The 19,790-nt window shown below is 66.4% G+C and carries 16 protein-coding genes; 9 read left to right on the forward strand and 7 right to left on the reverse strand.

What is annotated here, in order from left to right; translation table 11 throughout:
• Positions 1-121: 121 nt before the first annotated feature.
• On the forward strand, positions 122-985 hold the full coding sequence (locus tag HMUK_RS07935) for an NAD(+)/NADH kinase (RefSeq protein WP_015762620.1): 864 nt from the start codon (positions 122-124) through the stop codon (positions 983-985).
• Here HMUK_RS07935 and HMUK_RS07940 read toward each other — a convergent pair.
• A complete protein-coding gene (locus HMUK_RS07940; protein WP_015762621.1) occupies positions 982-1,266 on the reverse strand; it encodes a hypothetical protein in 285 nt (94 codons plus the stop codon). The genes HMUK_RS07935 and HMUK_RS07940 overlap by 4 nt on opposite strands.
• Before the next feature lie 169 nt (positions 1,267-1,435).
• Between HMUK_RS07940 and HMUK_RS07945 the strand changes: the two genes are divergently transcribed.
• Positions 1,436-2,017: a response regulator gene (locus HMUK_RS07945; protein WP_015762622.1), complete on the forward strand. Its 582-nt coding sequence runs from the start codon at positions 1,436-1,438 to the stop codon at positions 2,015-2,017.
• On the opposite strand, the gene HMUK_RS07950 is transcribed toward HMUK_RS07945, so the two are convergent.
• A complete protein-coding gene (locus HMUK_RS07950) occupies positions 2,005-2,712 on the reverse strand; it encodes a hypothetical protein (RefSeq protein WP_015762623.1) in 708 nt (235 codons plus the stop codon). The two genes, HMUK_RS07945 and HMUK_RS07950, sit on opposite strands and share 13 nt — an antisense overlap.
• Before the next feature lie 52 nt (positions 2,713-2,764).
• Positions 2,765-3,394, reverse strand: a complete 630-nt coding sequence (locus HMUK_RS07955; RefSeq protein WP_015762624.1) for a TetR/AcrR family transcriptional regulator — start codon at positions 3,392-3,394, stop codon at positions 2,765-2,767.
• Between the two features lie 322 nt (positions 3,395-3,716).
• Here HMUK_RS07955 and HMUK_RS07960 point away from each other — a divergent pair, with 322 nt between their 5' ends.
• From HMUK_RS07960 to HMUK_RS07970, 3 genes are all read left to right on the forward strand, one after another.
• A complete protein-coding gene (locus tag HMUK_RS07960; RefSeq protein WP_223270941.1) occupies positions 3,717-5,543 on the forward strand; it encodes a COG1361 S-layer family protein in 1,827 nt (608 codons plus the stop codon).
• A gap of 3 nt (positions 5,544-5,546) precedes the next feature.
• A complete protein-coding gene (locus tag HMUK_RS07965; RefSeq protein ID WP_015762626.1) occupies positions 5,547-8,075 on the forward strand; it encodes an efflux RND transporter permease subunit in 2,529 nt (842 codons plus the stop codon).
• A 68-nt stretch (positions 8,076-8,143) separates the two neighbouring features.
• On the forward strand, positions 8,144-9,565 hold the full coding sequence (locus HMUK_RS07970; protein ID WP_015762627.1) for a dihydrolipoyl dehydrogenase family protein: 1,422 nt from the start codon (positions 8,144-8,146) through the stop codon (positions 9,563-9,565).
• A 15-nt stretch (positions 9,566-9,580) separates the two neighbouring features.
• Here the strand turns inward: HMUK_RS07970 and HMUK_RS07975 are convergent, their stop codons facing one another.
• Positions 9,581-11,479, reverse strand: a complete 1,899-nt coding sequence (locus HMUK_RS07975) for a hybrid sensor histidine kinase/response regulator (protein WP_015762628.1) — start codon at positions 11,477-11,479, stop codon at positions 9,581-9,583.
• Positions 11,480-11,744: 265 nt separating this feature from the next.
• Positions 11,745-12,962 (reverse strand): RNA-guided endonuclease InsQ/TnpB family protein, encoded by a 1,218-nt coding sequence (locus HMUK_RS07980; protein WP_015762629.1) that lies wholly within the window; start codon positions 12,960-12,962, stop codon positions 11,745-11,747.
• Between the two features lie 100 nt (positions 12,963-13,062).
• On the opposite strand from HMUK_RS07980, the gene HMUK_RS07985 reads away from it, so the two are divergent.
• The gene (locus HMUK_RS07985; protein WP_015762630.1) at positions 13,063-13,368 is read left to right on the forward strand and encodes a universal stress protein; all 306 of its coding nucleotides are present in this window, start codon (positions 13,063-13,065) and stop codon (positions 13,366-13,368) included.
• A 159-nt stretch (positions 13,369-13,527) separates the two neighbouring features.
• Here the strand turns inward: HMUK_RS07985 and HMUK_RS07990 are convergent, their stop codons facing one another.
• On the reverse strand, positions 13,528-14,229 hold the full coding sequence (locus HMUK_RS07990; RefSeq protein WP_015762631.1) for a 5-formyltetrahydrofolate cyclo-ligase: 702 nt from the start codon (positions 14,227-14,229) through the stop codon (positions 13,528-13,530).
• Positions 14,230-14,316: 87 nt separating this feature from the next.
• Here HMUK_RS07990 and HMUK_RS07995 point away from each other — a divergent pair, with 87 nt between their 5' ends.
• On the forward strand, positions 14,317-16,131 hold the full coding sequence (locus HMUK_RS07995) for a formate/nitrite transporter family protein (protein ID WP_015762632.1): 1,815 nt from the start codon (positions 14,317-14,319) through the stop codon (positions 16,129-16,131).
• Positions 16,132-16,181: 50 nt separating this feature from the next.
• Positions 16,182-18,554 (forward strand): DEAD/DEAH box helicase, encoded by a 2,373-nt coding sequence (locus HMUK_RS08000; RefSeq protein WP_015762633.1) that lies wholly within the window; start codon positions 16,182-16,184, stop codon positions 18,552-18,554.
• A gap of 22 nt (positions 18,555-18,576) precedes the next feature.
• On the opposite strand, the gene HMUK_RS08005 is transcribed toward HMUK_RS08000, so the two are convergent.
• Positions 18,577-19,206 (reverse strand): helix-turn-helix domain-containing protein, encoded by a 630-nt coding sequence (locus tag HMUK_RS08005; RefSeq protein WP_015762634.1) that lies wholly within the window; start codon positions 19,204-19,206, stop codon positions 18,577-18,579.
• A gap of 157 nt (positions 19,207-19,363) precedes the next feature.
• Here HMUK_RS08005 and HMUK_RS08010 point away from each other — a divergent pair, with 157 nt between their 5' ends.
• On the forward strand, positions 19,364-19,780 hold the full coding sequence (locus tag HMUK_RS08010; protein ID WP_049940781.1) for a hypothetical protein: 417 nt from the start codon (positions 19,364-19,366) through the stop codon (positions 19,778-19,780).
• The last annotated feature ends 10 nt before the right edge of the window (positions 19,781-19,790 follow it).

Below are 19,790 nucleotides of genomic sequence, written 5' to 3' on the forward strand. Positions count from 1 at the left end.
CCCGGTGGCCGTCATACGCGCCCGTTTTTACCCGAACGGATTAACCTTACCGCCGACGTTATCACCTGCGAACATTGGCGTGTGAACGGGTTTATGTACGCGCCGCCGAAAACCCGGGACGATGAAGGTCGGGATCGTCGCCCAGCGATCGAACCGACGGGCGACTGCGCTCGCGACGCGGCTGTTCGAACGACTGCACGACGGGGAGACGACGGTCGTCTTCGACGAGACGACGGCGGCCGCCCTGTCGGCCGACGAGAGCCGCTGGCTGGACGGGCAGACGGCGACGCCGACGGGCCGTGGCGTCGACCAGATGGACGGCTGTGATCTGGTGGTCAGCATCGGCGGCGACGGCACTTTCCTGTTTGCCGCACGGGGGGCCGGATCGACGCCGATCCTGGGCGTCAACCTCGGTGAGGTCGGCTTTCTGAACGCGGTCGCTCCCGACGAGGCGGTCGAGACCGTCGTCGAGGAGGTCCGCCGGATCCGTGAAACCGGGAGTGCGCGGACGCGCACGGTACCTCGGCTTCGGGCCACCGGTGACGACTGGACGCTCCCGCCGGCCCTCAACGAGATCGTGATACAGGGATCACAGCGCGGTCACGGCGGCGGCGCGGGGTTCGAGGTTCGCGTGGACGGGTCGCTGTACACGAGCGGTCACGCGGACGGCGTGCTCGTCGCGACGCCGACGGGCTCGACGGCGTACAACCTCAGCGAGGACGGACCGCTGGTCCATCCCGGCGTCGACGGGCTCGTCGTCACCGAGATGGCGGGCGAGGAAGCGATGCCACCGCTGGTCGTCGACGACAGCAGCGAGATTACAGTCCGTATCGAAAGCGGTGCCGAGAGCGTCGTCGTCAGCGACGGCCGAGTGAGAGAGGCCGTCGCGCCACCGTCACAGGTGACTGTCGCTCGCGCGAGCGAGTCGGTCAAGATCGCCGGGCCACAGCGTGACTTCTTCGCCGCGCTCGGGAAGTTGGCCTAGCGGCGGCCGACGGAGTAGATGACGGGTGCGACGACGAGCAGTCCCAGTCCGACGAACTTGTACATCGCGATCGTCCCGAGCAGGCTGCCGGCGGCCGGTTCGAACATGCCACCGGGCAGGATCAGGAACAGCAGGCCAAACGAGAGGAGGTGGAGCCCGAGCGCCTTGTTCGACCGCTGCAGAAAGACCCCCACCGCACCGAGGACAGTCACCAGCAGCAACACGTCACCGAGGTTGTAGTTCAACAGGAAGCTGTCGACGACTTGCAGTGGCGTGAACATCCTTGTTCGGATTTTCGCCGTGAGGTAATCTTTAAACTTCCGTTCCGCGGGAGCCGGACGAGGCGGCCCTACGACGGCCGTCCGAGATTTTTTCAGGGAGATCGAGACAGAATCGAGCGAGGGCGGACGACAAACAAATATATGCACGCGGCTACCAACGTTGAACCTAGTGTCAGAGTCAACTGACGATGCCACCGTCCTCGTCGTCGACGACGAGAAAGAGGTCGCCGACGTGTACGCGCTGCGGCTGCGTGACGAGTTCGACACGGAGACGGCCTACGGCGGCGAGGCGGCACTGGACGCCATCGGGGATGGTGAGGACATCGACGTGGTGTTGCTCGACCGGCGGATGCCGGGAGTCTCTGGTGACGAGGTCCTCCAGACCATCAGGGAACGCGGCGTCGACTGTCGAGTGATCATGATCACGGCGGTCGATCCGGACTTCGAGATCATCGACATGGCCTTCGACGACTACCTCTGTAAGCCGATCGAGAAAGACGACCTCGTCGCCGCGATCGAACAGCAGCTCACGGCGCGACGGTACGACGACCAGTTGACCCAGTATCTCGAAGCGACCTCGAAGCTCGCCCTGCTCGAAGCCGAGAAGACCGCACAGACGCTCGACGACAACGAAGACGTGGCCCAGCTACGAGACCGCATCGAAGCGCTGAAAGACGAGATGGACGACACGCTCGGCGAGTTCGACGACATCGAGCGGGCGTTCAAAGAGATCGGCCGTCATCCGGGCTGATCGCGACGGCGGGGCGTGTAGACGAGATAGCCGTCGTCGCCGCTCCCGGCCGTCCGGACTCTGAACGGTCGCGGGCCGTCGGCCGTCTCGCAGGTCACGACCGTATCGAGCCCCGCGCCGTCGGCGACCGCCGTGACGACCTCGTCGGCGTCCTCGCCGGCCAGTACTGCCTCGGCCAGCGGTGCGTCGGCGACGGCGTCGGCCGGAACGTCGAACGTCTCGGCGTAGGCGGCGTTGGCGGCGCGGACGACCGGGCCGTGTCCGTCGTCGACGACGTACAGGACCGGATCGGGATGGTCGTCGAACAGGTCCGCGGGCGTCGGGGTGGGCCGTCGCGGTTCCCGTCCGACGGTCATCGTCTCGTCGACCGGCTCGCCGTCGCCCGTCGCGGCGTAGTTGGTCACGACGCCGATGCCGCCCCCGAGTGCGATACCCAGACCCACCGCGCCGGACATCGCGAGTGGGACGCCCAGGAACGCGACCGCGACGTAGCCGATCGCCGCCCCGGAGACAGCGCCGACGACGATACCAGCGAGGAGTCCGCCGACGCCACGGAGCCGGCGTGTCCCGGCGGCGACCAGCACTGTCGCCACGGCGGTGTCCTGTGTGAACACACCGGTGACCGCGAGGGCGACACAGACGAGTGTGACGGCGCTCACCACCAGACGCTGACCGCGTACACCAACCCCCGTCATCGTTTCGTCACTGATCGCCAGACGGTAAAACAGTGTCTCATCGACGCCGTGGTCAGGCGTCGTCTCGGAGCAGCGATTCCCGTACGTAGTCGTCGAAGGCAGCCAGCACTGCCTCCGAGGGGTCGTCGTCTCTGGTCGACTGTCGGAACGTCTGTCCGGCGACGAGCGTCGAGACGAACGTCGCGGTCTGTTCCGGGTCCACGTCCCTGAACACGCCGGACGCGACGCCGTTTTCGACGATCTCCGCGATCTGGTCCTCGAAGCTGCGGTCGACCTCGGTGAACTTCTCGCGGATCGTCTCGTCCTGGACGGCCTGTGCGCGCAGTTCGACGTAGGTGCCCAGCACTGTCGACGCGGGCGATTCCTCGGAGACCTTCTCGGCGGTCGTCGGGTCGAGAATGAGACGAACGAACGTCCGGAGGTTCGCTTCCGGACCGTCGCCGGCCTCCAGTGAGAACACGCGGGTGAACTCCGCGAGGATGAAGTCGACGAACGAGGTCAACAGATCGTGTTTGTCGTCGTAGTGGTGGTAGAACGTCGACTTGCTCAGATCCGCCTCGTCGGCGATCCGCTGGATCGAGAGCCCGGCGTAGCCGTACTGCTTCAGCGCACAGTACGTCGCACGCATGATCGCCTCCCGCGAGTCGTCGGGGTCGCCCGGGAAGGGCGTCTCTGGAGCCATACCGAACGAATATTCGGTCGGCTTGGTAAGGGTTTCGGTGGGTGCGACAGCGATAGATTGATATGATACCGAACGTTCGTTCGACACGAATGCCCGAACGATCGTTCGAGAGCGCTCGGCTGCGAGCGTCGACCGACCGCCACGCCCTCTTTTGTGCTCTGTGGCGTGGATCGGCCCGCCGCGACACGGCACCTCGAACGGTCTGGCGGGCCAGAAACTCATGAACGGACGCACCCTTCTTCCGATAGCCGTCGTTGTATTGCTCGTCACGTCGGGACTCGCCACGGCAGCGGTCACCGGCAGTCCCGATATCAGCGTTCACGTGGCCGACGACACCCTCGCACCCGGCGAGGAGTCGACGCTGGACGTCGTCCTCGTCAACAGCGGCGACCTCGACTCGGGGTCGGCGCGAAACCCCGCGCTCAACAGCGAGGTGACGACCGCTCGCGGAACGACCGTCAGCGTCGACAACGGAAACGCTCCGCTGACCGTCGAGACGGGTGAGCAGGCCGTCGGGTCGCTTCCGGAGGGATCGACGCGCGAGCCGCTCCCGTTCAAAGTCTCCGTTCCGGACGACGCCGAACCCGGAACCTACGACGTGCAGGTCACCGTCGAGTACGACTACTACAGCTACGTCTCGGAGGCGTCGGGTTCGCGGGACCGCGAGTCCGAGAGCCGGACCTACGACGTGCAGGTGAAAATCGAGGAGTCGGCCCGACTCGACGTCACCGACGTAGACACGACGACGCGGGTCGACGGGACCGGCACCGTCGAACTCACCGTCGAAAACAACGGGTCGGCGACGGCCCGAGACGCGACCCTCTCGCTGGCTTCCCCCAGCGCCGACCTGACGCTCGGCCAGTCCGCGAGCGCAGAACGATACGTCGAACAGTGGGAACCCGACGAACAGCGGACCTTCACCTACCGGCTGAGTGCCGCCCAGACCGCCGAGTCCGAACCGTACCCGTTCACGCTGACGGCGGACTACGAACTCGGGAGCGGCGAGTCACGCACGAGCCAGCCGGTCACCGTCGAAGTGACCCCGGAGCCAGAACAGGAGTTCACCGTCAGCTCGATCGACAGCACCGTTCCGGTCGGTGACAGCGGTGACTACACCGTCACGCTTCGCAACGACGGATCGGAGACGCTCACGGACGCCTCGGTCCAGCTGACCTCACAGAACGCAGACATCACGTTCGGCCAGTCGAACAGCGCCAGCCAGTACGTCGAGGAGTGGGAACCGGGCGCAGAACGGACTCTCACCTTCGACGCTCGGGCCGGTGACGATGCCGAGCGGCGCAACTACACGGTCGACGCGACGGTCGAGTACGATCGACCGGACGACTCCGCCACCCATCGACAGGACGTGTCCCTCTCGCTGCGGCCGGTCGCCGAGCAGACCTTCGCCGTCGACACCGTCGACGCGGACCTGGAAGTCGGTGACGACGGGACGCTGTCGGCCGAGTTGACCAACACCGGCCCCCGCACCGCCGAAGACGTCGTCGTGGTGTGGGCCAGCGAGCAGCGCAACGTCGATCCGATCGAAACGGAGTACTCGATCGGGAACCTCGACGCGGGCGAGTCCGCGTCGTTCGACTTCGACGTGGACATCAGCGACAGCGCGCGCAGCGGCCCCCGACAGTTCACGCTCCAGACGCGCTACACCAACGACGACGACGAACAGCGCACCGGTGACTCGATGAACGTCCGTGCCGACGTCGCGCCAGAGCGCGACGAGTTCGACGTAGCCATCCGGAGTGCAAACGTCTCTGCCGGCGACGGGACGGAGCTCACCGTCGAGATCACGAACGCCAAGAACCAGACGCTCAGCGACATCAAGGCCAAGATCTTCGCCGACTCGCCGATCTCGGCCAACGACGACGAGGCGTTCGTGGACGAACTCTCACCGGGCGAGTCCCGGGAGATCACCTTCTCGATCAGCGCGGGCAGCAGTGCGCTCTCGAAGCCCTATCCCGTCTCGATGGACTTCCAGTACGACGAAGCCGACGGTGACACGGTCACCTCGGACACGTACAACATCCCGGTCGAGGTCGAAGAGTCGAGCGGCGGCAGTTCACCGCTCGTGTTGATCGGTGTGGTGGTCGTCCTGATCGTCGCTGCCGTGGGCGGCTACGTTCGGTTCCGATAGCACATGGAGTACCAACGCTACATCGACTGGATCGACGACAAGATCATCTACGACTCCAGGCGCGTCATCCTGGCGTTCCTGGTCCTGACACTCGTCTTCGGGGCGGGGCTCAGCAACATCTCCACGTCCGCCGGGACCTCGCAGTTCGCCACCGGCCTCGAAGAGGAGCAGGCGCTCGAAGACATCAACCGGGAGTTCTCTCCGACCTTCGAGACCGACACCGGGAGTACGCAGCTCATTCAAAAGGAGAACAACGTCCTCTCGAAGCCGGCCATGCTGCGGATGCTCGAAGCCCAAAAGCGGGTGCAGGACCACCCGGACATGCGGGTCACGTCGACGAGCAGTGCCGCCGCGATCGTCGCACAGACGCTCGATCCGTCGGCGACGACCCTCGACCAGCAGATCGACGCGATCGAGCGCGCCCCCGCGTCCGAGATCGACCGTGCGGTGCGCCGGGCCGACGAATCGAGCCCGCGGTTCAGCTCGATCGTCAGCCAGGACTTCAACCGCGGGGACGCCAGCGCCTCGGCGTCGATCGGCGTCATCAGCCACGAGGTGCCCGCCGGACTCTCGTCGGGGTCGGGGCAGGGTGGCTCCAGTCCCCTGACCGCGATCCAGAAGCAAGCTGAGTTCCAGGTCGACTCCGCCGCTGGCGGTTCGATCACCGTCTTCGGTAGCGGTATCGTCGCCGACGAGTTCGGGAGCGTCATCACCGACTCCCTGCTGATCGTCGTTCCCGCCGCCGTCCTCTTCATCTTCCTGTTCCTCTCGATCGCCTACCGCGATCCCGTCGACCTCGCGCTGGGCCTGTTCGCCCTGCTGATGGCGATCGTCTGGACGTTCGGGTTCACCGGTATCGCCGGCATCCCCTTCAGCCAGATGTTGATCGCCGTGCCGCCGCTGTTGCTGGCCGTCGGGATCGACTTCGGGATCCACGCGGTCAACCGTTACCGCGAGGAACTCGTGCTCGGCAGGGGCGTCGACGAGTCGATGCGGACCACGACCGATCAGCTACTGGTGGCGTTCTTCATCGTCACCGGGACGACGGTCATCGGCTTCCTGGCGAACTTCACGAGCGCGCTGGAGCCTATCCGCGAGTTCGGCGTCGTCGCCGGGGTCGGCATCGTCTTTACGTTCCTCATCTTCGGAATCTTCCTCCCGGCCGCGAAAGTCGAGATCGACCGGCTCCGCGAGCGCTACCCGATCCCGACGCTGAGCGAGACGCCGCTTGGCTCCGAGGATTCGGCGCTGGGATCGGTACTGCGAGTCGGAGTGACGATCGGCGACGCCGCACCGGCGCTCGTCCTCGTCGTCCTGCTCGTCGGCAGTGCCGGCGCTGGCGTCTACGCTCAGGAAATCGACACGACGTTCAGCCAGGAGGACTTCCTCCCGCCAGAGGACACCCCGGCGTTCCTCGAAGAGCTACCGGAACCGTTCGCGCCGGGCGAGTACACCGTCTCCGCGCAGCTGAACTACCTCGAAGACAAGTTCGCGACCACGCAGTCGAGTGAGACGACGGTGTACGTCGAAGGGCCGATGCAACGGGACACGGCGCTCGAAGAGATCTATCGGGCCGGAGACGACCCGCCGGACTCCTTCGCCGAGAGCGACGGCCGCGCGGAGTCGACCTCGATCGTCACCGTCATCCAGAGCTACGCCCAGCAAGATCCCGAGTTTCGCCGGCTCGTCGACCGCAACGACCAGAACGACAACGGCGTTCCGGACCAGAACCTCGAACTGATCTACGACGAACTGTTCGCCTCGCCGGCCGGCGACCGCGCCGAGAACTACATGACGGCGGAACGGCGGAGCGCCCGCGTCGTCTACACGGTCGAGGCCGACGCCGAACAGAACGAGATCACCGAGGACACCCGAACGGTCGCCGATCGGTTCCGGATGACCGCGACCGCGACCGGCAACACCGTCGTGTTCAAGGCCGTCTCGGACCTCATCCTCGAATCCGCGATCACCAGTCTCGCCGTCGCGCTGATCGGCTCGGCGATCTTCCTGATGGTCATCTACCGAGTGTTCGAGGGGTACGCCACGCTGGGGATCGTCAACGTCCTCCCCGTCGCGGTGACGGTGACGATGGTGGCCGCGTCGATGCGGTTCCTCGCCATCCCGTTCAACGCGATCACCGCGACGATCCTGGCGATCACGATCGGACTCGGCGTCGACTACTCGGTCCACGTGACCCACCGGTTCGCCGACGAGCGCGCGGAACACGACCTCCGGACGGCGCTCGACCGGACGGTCCGTGGCACCGGTGGGGCGCTGCTGGGCAGCATGCTCACCACCGTCTCGGGGATCGGCGTGCTCGCGCTCGCGCTGTTCCCCGCGCTGGGTCAGTTCGGCATCCTCACCGGGCTGTCGATCACTTTCGCCTTCCTGGCGTCGCTGCTCGTCCTTCCACCGGCGCTGGTGCTGTGGGACGCGCTGATCAACGAGGATCGCCGCCTCGCCTCCCTGTTCGGGATCGGGCCGAAACAGAAGGCCACGCAGGCCCCGACCGTCGGCGGGCCCGACGAGTAGCCCGACGGCGACGCCGGTGAGCGCCACGTTACTGAACGCTTTTGGGTCGGCGTCCGTTTAGTGTCGGTATGACCCACGTCGTCATCATCGGAGCCTACGGCAGCGCCGGAGCCGCCGTCGCTGGCGAGCTGGCAGAGGAACCGGGTATCGAACTGACGCTGATCGACGACGGCGAGCCCGGCGGCGGACTCTGTATCCTTCGGGGTTGTATGCCCTCGAAAGAAGTCCTCTCGGCAGGAGCCCATCGCTTCCAGGCCCGCCACGACGACCGACTGGTCGGCGACGCGCCCGAGGTCGACCTCGAACGGACCGTCGAGCGCAAGGACGACCACACCCTCGGGTGGGCGGGCCACCGCCGCGCCGGCATCGAGGAGCTGGCCGAGCGCGACGACGTGCGCTTCGTCCACGACACCGCTCGGTTCGTCGACCCACACACCGTCCGCGCGGGCGGCGAGGAGTTCGACGCCGACTACGTCGTCGTCGCCACCGGCTCCAGCGTCAACGTCCCCGACGTTCCGGGGATCGACGAGGTCGAGTTCATGACCAGCGCCGACGTGCTGGACGCCACCGACTTCCCCGACTCCGGGATCGTGATGGGCTTTGGCTACATCGGCATGGAGATGGTCCCGTACCTCGCCGAGGCCGGCGGGATGGACCTGACCGTCGTCGAGCACGACGACCGACCGATCGACGAGGCCGACCCCGAGTTCGGGGACGCCGCACTGGAGCTGTATCGGAACCACTGGGACCTGGAGATTCCGACCAACTGCCACGAACGGCGTCTCGAAGCGACCGACGACGGCGGCGTCCGGCTCACCGTCGAGTTCGAGGACGACGGGGCCGACGGTCCCACTCGGGAGACCTACGAGGCCGACCAGCTGTTTTGCTTCACCGGCCGCCGCCCGACCGTCGAGGGGCTCGGACTGGACAACACGGAGATCGCCGTCTCCGGCGACTGGGTCCGCGAGACGATGCAGACGGCAGCCCACGACCACGTGTACGCCGTCGGCGACGTCAACGGCAAGGAGCCGATCCTCCACGTCGCCAAGGAGCAGGGCTTTACCGCCGCAGAGAACATCCGCCGACAGGAAGCCGGGAACGCGCCCCAGCCCTACGAGAACGTCCACCATCACGTGATCTTCTCCGGGCTCGGCGTCTATCCGTTCGCCCGCGTCGGCCACAACGAACAGACCGCCAGAGAGGCGGGCCACGATATCGCCGTCGCGACCCGGCAGGCGAGCGACGACGGGGTCTTCAAGTCCAAGTACGTTCCCGAGGGGCTCGCGAAGCTCGTCGTCGACCGGGCAGACGGCACCGTGCTCGGCTGGCAGGGGATGCACTACCACGCCGACAGCTTCGCGAAGACGATGCAGATCGTCGTCGAGATGGGGTTAGACGTTCGGGAGCTGCCCGATCGCTCCTACCACCCGACCCTGCCCGAGAACCTCGACGGACTGTTCCGTGACGCCGCCGACGCCGTCGAGCAGTAAGGCACTGCGACGGGATCAGGCGAGGGGCAGGTCACGGATCTCGAAGCGCGCCCCGCCGTCGTCGCCGTCGGTGACGGTGACGTATCCGCCGTGAGCCTCGGCGATCTCGGAGACGATCTTGAGGCCGAACCCGGTGCCGTCGTCGATGGTCGTGTAGGCAGACTGGAAGACGTCGTCGCGCTCGTCTTCGGGGATACCGGGGCCGTCGTCGGCGACGTAGAAGCCGGTCCCCTCTTCGAGGGGCCCGACGGTGATGACGACCCCTCGACCGGCGTGCTGGACCGCGTTTCGAAAGAGATTCTCCAGGAGCTGCTGGAGACGCGTCGCGTCGCCGAGGAAACGGTCGTCGACGTCGATTCGCAGCGTCGCCTCGTCGCTTTCGACGACCGCCCAGGCGTCCTCGGCGACGGTCTCGATGTCGACCGGCGTCGGTTCCGAGACGGTCCTGCCGTCGCGTGCCACCGACAGGATGTCCTCGATCAGCGTGTCCATCCGCTGGAGCGACCGCTCGATCGCGTCGAAGTGCTCCTCGGCCCCGGTTTCGCGTGCCACGTCGATCCGTCCGAGTGCGACGCTGAGCGGGTTGCGCAGGTCGTGGCTGACGACGCTGGCGAACTCTTCGAGCCGGTTTCGCTCGCGGGCGATCTCGTTCTGGTGACGGCGGCGCTCCTGTTCGTAGCTCACCCAGTTGCCGAGCAGTTCCACGAGGGCGATCTCCCAGTCCGAGAAGGGCTCGGTCCGTGGCTCTCGGTCGTAGAAGCAGAACGTGCCGTACACCTCGTCCTCGACCACTACGGGGGTACCGAGATAGCAGGCGATGCCATCGTCGGTGTATCCGGCGCGTTCGGCCAGTTCCGGCGCGTCCCGTGCGATGTCTTCGAGGACCAGCGTCTCTTCGGTGACGATCGCCCGCTCGCAGTTGGTCTCGTCGAGCGCGACCCGGTCCCCGGGCTGGGTGTCGCCGGTCGGATCGCGAACGACCTCGAAGACGTACTCGTCGCCCTCTCTGGAGGAGAGCGCCCCGTAGTCGGTTCCGAGCACCGACTGGCCGATCGAGAGCAACCGATCGACCTGCTCCTCGAAGCTGAGCGTCTTCTCGGAGACGACGCGGTACATCTCCTTGAGGATGCGCTCGCGCTCCCGGAGCGTCTCGATCCGGTGCTTTCGATCCGTCACGTCCTGGAAGTACACCGAGAGCCCGTCGACCGAGGGGTAGGCCCGCACCTCGAACCACGTCCCGAGGGGCTCGTACTCGGCCTCGAAGGTCGTCACCCGCTGTTCGTCCATCGCTTCGGTGTATCGGTCGTAGAACTCCGTGTCGACGACTTCCGGCAACAGATCCCAGATTCGGGTCCCGACGAGGTCGTCGATCGACCGATCCACGTCGGCGGCGTCACACACGATCTCTCGCGCCCGTTCGTTGAGGTAGGTGAACCGCCACTCCACGTCCAGCGCGAAGAACGCGTCGGTCATGCGATCGAGGATCGCCGACTGTTCGTGCGGGCGGCTCACTGCCTCGGTGACGGTCGTGACGAGCGTGGGGAGCTGTTCTTCGAGTGGCGTCCGCCGGAGATAGCCGGTCACGTCGGCGTCGATCGCCTCGCTGGCGACCGTCTCGCTGCCGTCGTCGGTGAACAACACGAACGGGAGCGACGGGGCGCGACGCCGTATCGATCGCAGCAGCGACAGCCCACTACCGTCCGGGAGGTCCTGTTCGCTGACGACACAGTCTGTCGATCCGTCCGTCACGTGGGCAAGTGCCGTCGCCGCGTCGGCGACGTGTGTGACGCGAAACGGCCCGCTGTCGCCGAACGAGTCTCGAACCGTCGAGTCCGTGTCCGGGTCGACGTAGAGGACGTCGACGGTGTCCCCTCGCGGCGCTCGCGTTCGATCGACACTGTTCGCCCGGTCCATACACGGGATTGACGAGCCAGCGACATAGGTGTGGTGTCCGCGAGTAGCTGCTCCGTTTCGGCTGCGTTACCGACACGTACGGTGTTGCTATCGGGAACTGGGTTGGTAACAACCGTCTTGACTAGTGTTGCCGTACCACGGAGTATGTACGAGACGATTCTCGTTCCGACCGACGGGAGCGACCACGCCAACCGGGCGTTCGACAGTGCGATCACCTACCTCGCCGTGAACGGCGAGGTTTGTCGGTGGACTCCCGGTCTGTCCACTATACTGTGGAAGGCGAGTAGTCGCCGTTCCCGTTCACTGTTCCCGACTTCAGGGCGAGGTGATGGGTCGCCCCTCCAGAACCAGACTTGAGCCGGTTCTGGATGAATCTGTGTGCGATGTTGCGCGCCGCGTTGTAGTCGCTATGAAGTTCTTTCCCGCATTTCTGGCAGGTGAACTGGTCGCCGTCGCGGTTGTCCTCGTGGGTGAAGCCACAGTCGGCGTGACTACACCGCTGGCTGGTGTAGGCCGGATGGACTGATTCGACAGCGATTCCTTCGGCACGGGCTTTGTATGTCGTCTGGCGCTTCAACTCGCGGAACGCCCACTGCTGGAATTTCGAGGCGTTCGAGATACGTTCTCGTATCTGTTCCAAGTCCTCGAACACGATTGCCGAACAGCCCCGTGACATGGCTTCTTTCACCAGTCGTTTCGACGTTTGGTGTAGAACGTCCTCGGACCAGTTAGCGAAGGTGTCACCGATTGACTGAATCGTGAGGTGTGCGCTTCGCGTCCCCTGTTGTTGTAGTCGGGCGCGACGACGTTCATACTCGCGGCGCTTGTGGTTCAGTAGGTCAGCGTTGCCGATGAACGCTCCTGTACTGGTGACAGCAAGATACCCGTCGACGTTCCGGTCTACGCCGAGAACTGTTCGGCTCTCGGCCTCTTCCAACGAATCTTCGCGTTCCTGTTTGACGGAAACGTGCAAGTAGTAGGTATCGGTCTGATGGTCGTATCGGAGTTTCGCGCCTTGTTTGGTCCACTCGCTACTCTCCATGTATTCGGCCTGGAGCGAGTCGTCTGGGTAGACGTATTCAGCATGAACACGCCCACTTCCGTAAGCGGCCAGCGAACAGTATCCGTCGAAGTAACTGATTGCACTGGTGTTGTAGACGGTCGTGTTCGACGTGAACACAGGTTTTGAGGGGCGTTCGCCAGCTTTCATTTTGTCTACACAGCCGGTAAGCGCGTCGGCGGCATGGTTGACGGCGGCCACGGTCAAGTCTGAGTGAAGGCCGGTGTCGTCCCGTATGTCGTCGTAGACGAGCGGTTGTAGTCGAGAGCGCGACGTTATCACGTACCCATTGTCATCTCTTTCCCATCCCCGGTTGGCAAACCGCTGTGCAGCGTCCCGAAACGTGTTCATCGTTCGTTTCAGGTCGTCGCGCCGCTGGTCGGGGACGGAAAGTTTGACGACAGCAGTACGCTGAATCTCCATCTACACATCACAAGTGGGACTAACTATATATAAATAATTGGGAGTAGGCCGGGAATTGAACGGTGGATAGTCACTAGAGCTTACGCGATTCCCGCCCGCCGTGAACGGCGGGACTCCCTCGCTGAATAAGGTGGCGCTGGCCGACCGAGCGGACAGCTCGCTCGCCCTGTTGCACGTCGTCGACACCGGGACGATCGGCGAACCCGCGCTGTCGGCGACCGAACTCGTCGTCGGCCAGCGCGAGGACGACGGCACCGCGCTGTTGAAGCGCCTGGCCCAGCGCGCTCGCGACCGCGGCATCAGTACCCAGCTGCACAACTGTCACGGCGAGCCGAGCCGGGAGATACGGAGCTACGCCGACGAGATCGAGGCCGACCTCGTCGTCATGGGCTATAGTAACAATTGAAACGATTTACACACCGATCGCACTGCCATCGTGCGATCGGGTGTGCATTGATTTTCAATGGCTACTATACCAGGGCCGGGACCACGACCGCACGCTCGGCACCGTGACGGCACAGGTCGTCAAGGCGTGTGAGCGGCCCGTGATGCTGGTGTAGCGCGGTCAGGGACGCCGCGCTTCGAGCACCGGCATCTCCTCGATGCGGTCCTCGTCGAGGGCCGCCCAGTCGATGCCGTCCGGGCGGTCGTACGGCGTCGCCGTCTCGACGGTCCGTTCGGGCGTCACCACCAGGTCCATCGGTACGTCGTGTTCGTCGACGAGTTCGTGGTCTCGAAGCTGGCGCTCGTGGACCGTCGTCACCACTGGCGTCTCGTCGTCGACCAGATCGAGTTCGCGGAGCAGCGCGTATTCGAGGTCGCTGTACCCCTCGCCCTTGCCGATCCGCGCACCGCGTTCGCTGACGGCGACGCTCCCCGAGACGATCAGGTCGATCGCGGGCATCTCGTCGGGGCCGACCTGCACGCCCGCCTCGCTGGAGCCGCTGACGGTCGTGGCGTCGTCGATGTCGTCGACCGCCGCCGGGTCGAGTTCGATGAAACACCGCTCGTCGCGCAACCGCGGGACGGCCATGTAGACGGTCTTGCCGGCCCGCATCGCCGCCCGCCGGACCGGGAGCTGCGGGGCGTCGGGGTTGGCCTTTAGGGCGTCGGCGTCCGCCCAGATCGCCGTCTCGGCCAGCCGGTCGGCCGCGGCGTCCGCGTCGGCGAAGTTCGGGATGCGACCGTGGGGCGGGAACGGAAACCGGGCGTCGCCGCTCTCTTCGAGGTCGTCCCACACGCGCTGGCGCAGCGTCTGCTTGTCCATGTGGACGGCGACGGACGCTCGCACAAAAGCGCTGGCGTCACGCCGGAAACCAAACGCTTTCCTCGGGGCCGACGGAGAATCACGACGATGGACGAACAGGATCCACCAGATCCCGAGGAGAGCGTGAGAGAGGCCGTCGAGCGGTCTCGCAGTGGGGCTCCGGCAGTGGGACGGGTCGTTCGCGACCGGTTCTCGACCGACGAGGTGTTCCAGCGCATCGTCGCCGCGGCCGACGAGGAGATCACGTCGGGCAGTCGCGAGCTGTACTTCAGCGGTCTGGCGGCCGGGTTCGCGATCACGATCACGTTCCTGATGCTGGTGTCGCTGACGGCCTCGACCGGCGGCGACCCGATTCTGAGCACGCTCCTGTACCCGCTGGGGTTCATCTACATCATCATCGGCGGCTACCAGCTGTACACGGAGAACACGCTGCCGCCCGTCGCGCTGACGCTGGAGCGCATCGCCAGCGTGCCCGCGCTCTTGCGCAACTGGATCGTCGTGCTCGCCGGGAACTTCACCGGCGGCGCGATCGGCGCGATGGCGCTGGCCTGGGGCGGGGTGCTGTCGGCCGACGGGACGGCCGCGGCGTTCTCGATCGCACAGAAGGGCATCAAGGCGAGCCAGGGCGAACTGTTCGTGAAGGCCGCGTTCGCCGGGCTGATCGTCGCTGGCGTCGTCTGGGTCGAGTACGCCTCTCGGGACACGATCTCGCGGATCGCCGTCGTCTACCTCGCCTTCCTCGCGATCCCGCTTGGCGGGCTCTACCACGTCGTGGTCTCCTTTACCGAGATGGTGTATCTGGTGCTGGTCGGCGATCTCGGGGTCGTCGTCGGGATGGTCGAGTTCGTGCTCCCCGTGTTGCTCGGTAACACCGTCGGCGGCATCCTGCTGGTCACCGTCGTCAACTACTTCCAGACGACCGAGGAGCGCCTGGAGTCGGCCCGTTTCGACGGTGCCAACCGACAGCTCTCCTGGCGAGAGTGGATCCTGGGCGGTCTCGCGGGGCGGTCGTACGTGCCCCTGATCGACACGAGCGAGCGAGCGGCCGGACACGGCGCTGGCTCCGAGCGGATCCTTGTTCCGATCTCCAACCCGCGGACCGAGGGGACCCTCGCCGAGCTCGCGTGTGCGTACGCTGCCGGCAAGGAGGCGGCCTACGTGGAGTTCGTCCACATCGTCCGCCTGCCCGACCGGCTGGCGGGCGGGTACGGCGGCGACCAGACCGACCAGATCGTCGCCGAATCCGACGCACAGATGGAGCGGGTCCGCGAGATCGCGTCCAGCTACGAGGTCGACTCCGAGACCTCGACGATCGTCTCGCATCGCTCCATCGAGGAGGTGTTCCAGCTCGCAGACCGGAAGGGCGCGGACACGGTCGTGATGGGCTGGGACGAGGACGCGCTCTGGAAGGCCGGCCGGGCCGAACGCCCGCTCGACGAGCTGACGAGTTCGCTCCCGGCGGACTTCCTGGTGCTTGCCGATCGCGGGTTCGATCCCGAGGAGATCCTGATTCCGGTCGCGGGCAACGAACACTCCGTGCTGAGCGGCGAAGTCGCCAGTGCGCTCGGCCAGACCGTCGGTTCGGCGATCTCGCTGCTCCGGGTCGCCGACGGGCCGGGCCGGCGGACGGAAAACGAGGACTTTCTCGCCCGGTGGGCGAAGAACAACGACCTCGAATCGGCAGACCGCATCGTCGACGACAGCGGCGACGTCGAGGGGGCCATCGTGCGGGCCGCACCGGAACACGGCCTCATCATCATCGGGGCGACCAGAGACGGGCTCCTCTCGCGGATCGGGAGCGACTCGCTGCACCTCGACGTGCTGTCGGACGTGGACTGCTCGGTGTTGCTCGCCGAGCGAGCGACCGAGCGCGGGCTGCTCCAGCGGCTGTTCGGGAACTGATCGGCGCGGGAAACGACAGCCCGAAGACGACGGCGGCCCACTGAGCCGTCGTGGACGAGACTATCGCGTGGCTCCGGGAACGACCCTTCTACGAGGGGCAGATCGTCGACCAGCGGACGGTACCGGGACGGGACGCGACCGTCGCCGACCTCGACGTACGCGACCGACTGGCCGACGCGCTGGCCGAGGACGGCATCGAACAGCTCTACGCCCACCAGGCCGACGCCGTCGGAGCCGTCCGTGACGGCGACAACGTGGTGCTTTCGACCGCGACGGCGAGCGGAAAGAGTCTCGCCTACACGGTGCCGGCCTTCGAGCGCGCCCTCGAAGATCGCCGGACCACACTCTACGTCGCCCCCCAGGTCGCGCTGATCAACGACCAGACGGAGACGCTCTCGACGCTGGCGGATCGGCTCGGCTTCGCGTCGGGCGTGTCGGTCGCCCAGTACACCGGCCGCCAGTCCCAGACCGAGAAAGAGCAGATCCGCGAGCGCCAGCCCACCGTCCTCCTGACGACGCCGGACATGCTCCACTACGGCATCTTGCCCCACGCACACCGCCTCTGGAAGTGGTTCTTCCAGCGACTCGACACCGTCGTGGTCGACGAGGTCCACAGCTACCGGGGGGTGTTCGGCAGTCACGTCGCACTCGTGTTTCGACGCCTCCAGCGCATCGCAGAGCGGTTCGACGCCGAGCCGGAGTGGCTCTGTTGCTCGGCGACGATCGGCAACCCCGTCGAGCACGCGGCGACGGTGACCGGCACTGCCCCGTCCTCGTACCGACTCGTCGACGACGACGCCAGCGCCAGCGGCCCCCGCCACTGGCTGGTGTGGAACCCGCCCGAGTACAGCGGGGACGGCTGGGGGAGCGGCCGCCGGAAGTCCAGTCACGTCGAGACCAGACGGCTGTTCGTCGAGCTGGTCCAGCGGGGCCTCCAGACGGTGGTGTTCACCGGCTCGCGCCAGACTGCAGAGCGCTACGCGGCGGACAGCGCCGAGGCACTGCGCGACCGGGGAGCCCACGACCTCGCGGACGCCGTCGGTGCGTACCAGGCCGCACTGACCGACGACCGTCGCCGTCGGCTGGAGCGAGAACTCAAGTCCGGCGCGCTGCGTGGCGTCTGGAGCACGAACGCGCTGGAACTCGGCGTCGACGTGGGCGGTCTCGACGCCGTCGTGCTCGATGGCTACCCCGGCACCCGGATGCAGACCTTCCAGCAGGCGGGCCGGGCCGGACGCGGGCGCGACCCCGCCCTCGTCGTGCTGGTCGGCGGCGAGGACCAGCTCGACCAGTACGTCGTCGACAACCCGGACACGCTGTTCGAGCACCCGCCCGAGCAGGCGGTGACGAACCCGGAGAACGAACAGCTCATGCCCGCACACGCCTGCTCGGCCGCCCGCGAGACGTGGCTGAAACCCGACGACGACCGGTACTTCGGCGAGACGTTCCCCGCGCTGGTGGCCGACCTGGAGCGGGACGGCCGCCTCGCGCGCCGGACGACTGCGGAGGGGACCCGCTGGGTGTACGGCGGCGAGGGCAGTCCACAGCACGAGACGAGTCTCCGGACCGTCGACGACCAGTCGATCCAGCTGCGCCACGGCGAGGACACGATCGCGACGCTACCCCTCGGCGACGCGCTGCGAGACGCACACCCCGGCGCGATCTACCACCACCAGGGGACGACCTACGAGGTGACCGACCTCGACCTCGATCACGGCATCGCCGAACTCGACCGGACGTGGGCCGACTACTTCACCCGCGTGCGCCACGAGAAGGAGATCACCGTCGAGGCCGACCTGCGAGCGGACACGCTCGACGCCCGGCCCGACGTGCCCGTGCGCTTTGCGGACGTGACCATGCGCAAGCAGATCACCGGCTACGAGCGCCGCGACGGGCAGAACGGCGAGGTGATCGGGCGGCGTAGCCTCGATCTCCCCGAGACAACCCTCAGGACCAAAGCGCTGTATTTCACCGTCCCCGCGGATCTAGAGCGAGCGATGCTTGGCGAGGCGGTCCCGGCGACCGACGACGGGACGGCGGACGGCCGCGACCGTCCGCCCGCCCCCGACGATCCCGGCGACTTCCCCGGCGGCATCCACGCCGCCGAACACGCCGCGATCTCGATGCTCCCCTTCGAGTATCTCTGTGACCGCCGCGACGTTGGCGGGCTCTCGACGCCGCTGCACCCCCACACCGACGAGCCCACGATCTTCGTGTACGACGGCCATCCCGGCGGCGTCGGCATCGTCCGGAGCGCCTACGACGACGTCGAGGGGCTGCTGGCGACGACGCTCTCGATGCTGCGGTCCTGTGACTGTGCCGACGGCTGCCCGGCCTGCGTGCAGTCGCCCCACTGTGGCAACGCCAACGACCCGCTGGACAAGGGGCTGGCGACGTACCTGCTGGACGGGCTGACGGAGTGATCGCGTTCGGGCCAGAGAGGCGTCAGCCCAGTTCCTCGACGAACTCCTTGACGATCTTCTCCTCGGCCCGGTGGAGCGTCTCGCTGCAGGTCGACTTGGCGATGCCGACCTCCGAGGCGAGTTCGGTCAGCGAACAGTCCCGCGGCGTGTCGTAGTAGCCGTTCTCGACGGCGGCCTGGATCAACTCCAGTTGGCTCCCCGTGAGCAGCTGCTCGGTCTCGACGTGCTGGCTGACCCGCTCGACGTGGAACGGAATGCCGAACTCTTCGAGTTGCTGGCCCAGCGCGGACAGTCGCTCCTGTGGCGCGGTGATCTCCCAGCGGGCCTCGCCGTCGCTGAGTCTGAACGGCATCTCCAGTGGGATACCGGAGCCCTGCACCGGGAACAACAGGAGCGGATCGCTGGTCTCGAACTGGACCAGCGCCGTGTCCTCCCAGCGCTGGAGAATCTCTAAACTGGTGACGGCCTCACTCTCGTCCATCTGGCCGAGGATGGCGACCAGTTCGTCGGCGGTGATCTCCGTGAGCCCGACGCCCGACTCCTCGCCGGGGACCGCCGCCAGGATGCGAAACTCCGCGTCCGGAAACGACCGCGAGAGCGAACCGATCCACACCTCCTCTGGAATCGTCAGCGTCAGTTCGGCTCGTGGCATGTGTGCGAATATGTTCGTCCGGGCGACGGCTCCTGTCCCGAACATGTTCGGCAACGGCAGCGACGCGGAAAACCCTTCGGAGAGAACCGCGCTGTCGGGAGCGGCCTCGCCCAGCGACCGCAGAAGGCTTAACCGGACGGGCGACGCGCCAGCACTCATGCAAGAAGTAACGGTGACGCGGGATTTGCCGGCCGCGCCCGAGGCGGTCCGCTCGCTGGTCGAAGAGACCGAGTCGTTCATGAGTGCCGCCGGGTTCGACGCCGTCCGCGTGGAGGGCGAGACCATCCGGATCCAGAACCGCGTGGGGCTGTTCGACGTCGAGCTCATCGCCGGCATCGTCAAGGACGACGACGCCGTGCTCGCCTACGAACAGGAAGAGGGGATCTTCGAGGACATGCACACGGCCTACCACCTCGAAGAGACCGACGACGGCACGACGATCTCGGCGACGACCACGTTCGAGGCCGTGGACCTGCCGATCGTCGGCCAGGTGCTGGACGCGACCGTCGTCAAGCGCCAGCGCAGCTCCGAGTTGAACGCGCAATTCGACTGGCTCGAAGCGGAGCTCTCGTAGTCCGGTTCTC

Source organism: Halomicrobium mukohataei DSM 12286 (genome assembly GCF_000023965.1).
GTDB classification, from domain to species: domain Archaea; phylum Halobacteriota; class Halobacteria; order Halobacteriales; family Haloarculaceae; genus Halomicrobium; species Halomicrobium mukohataei.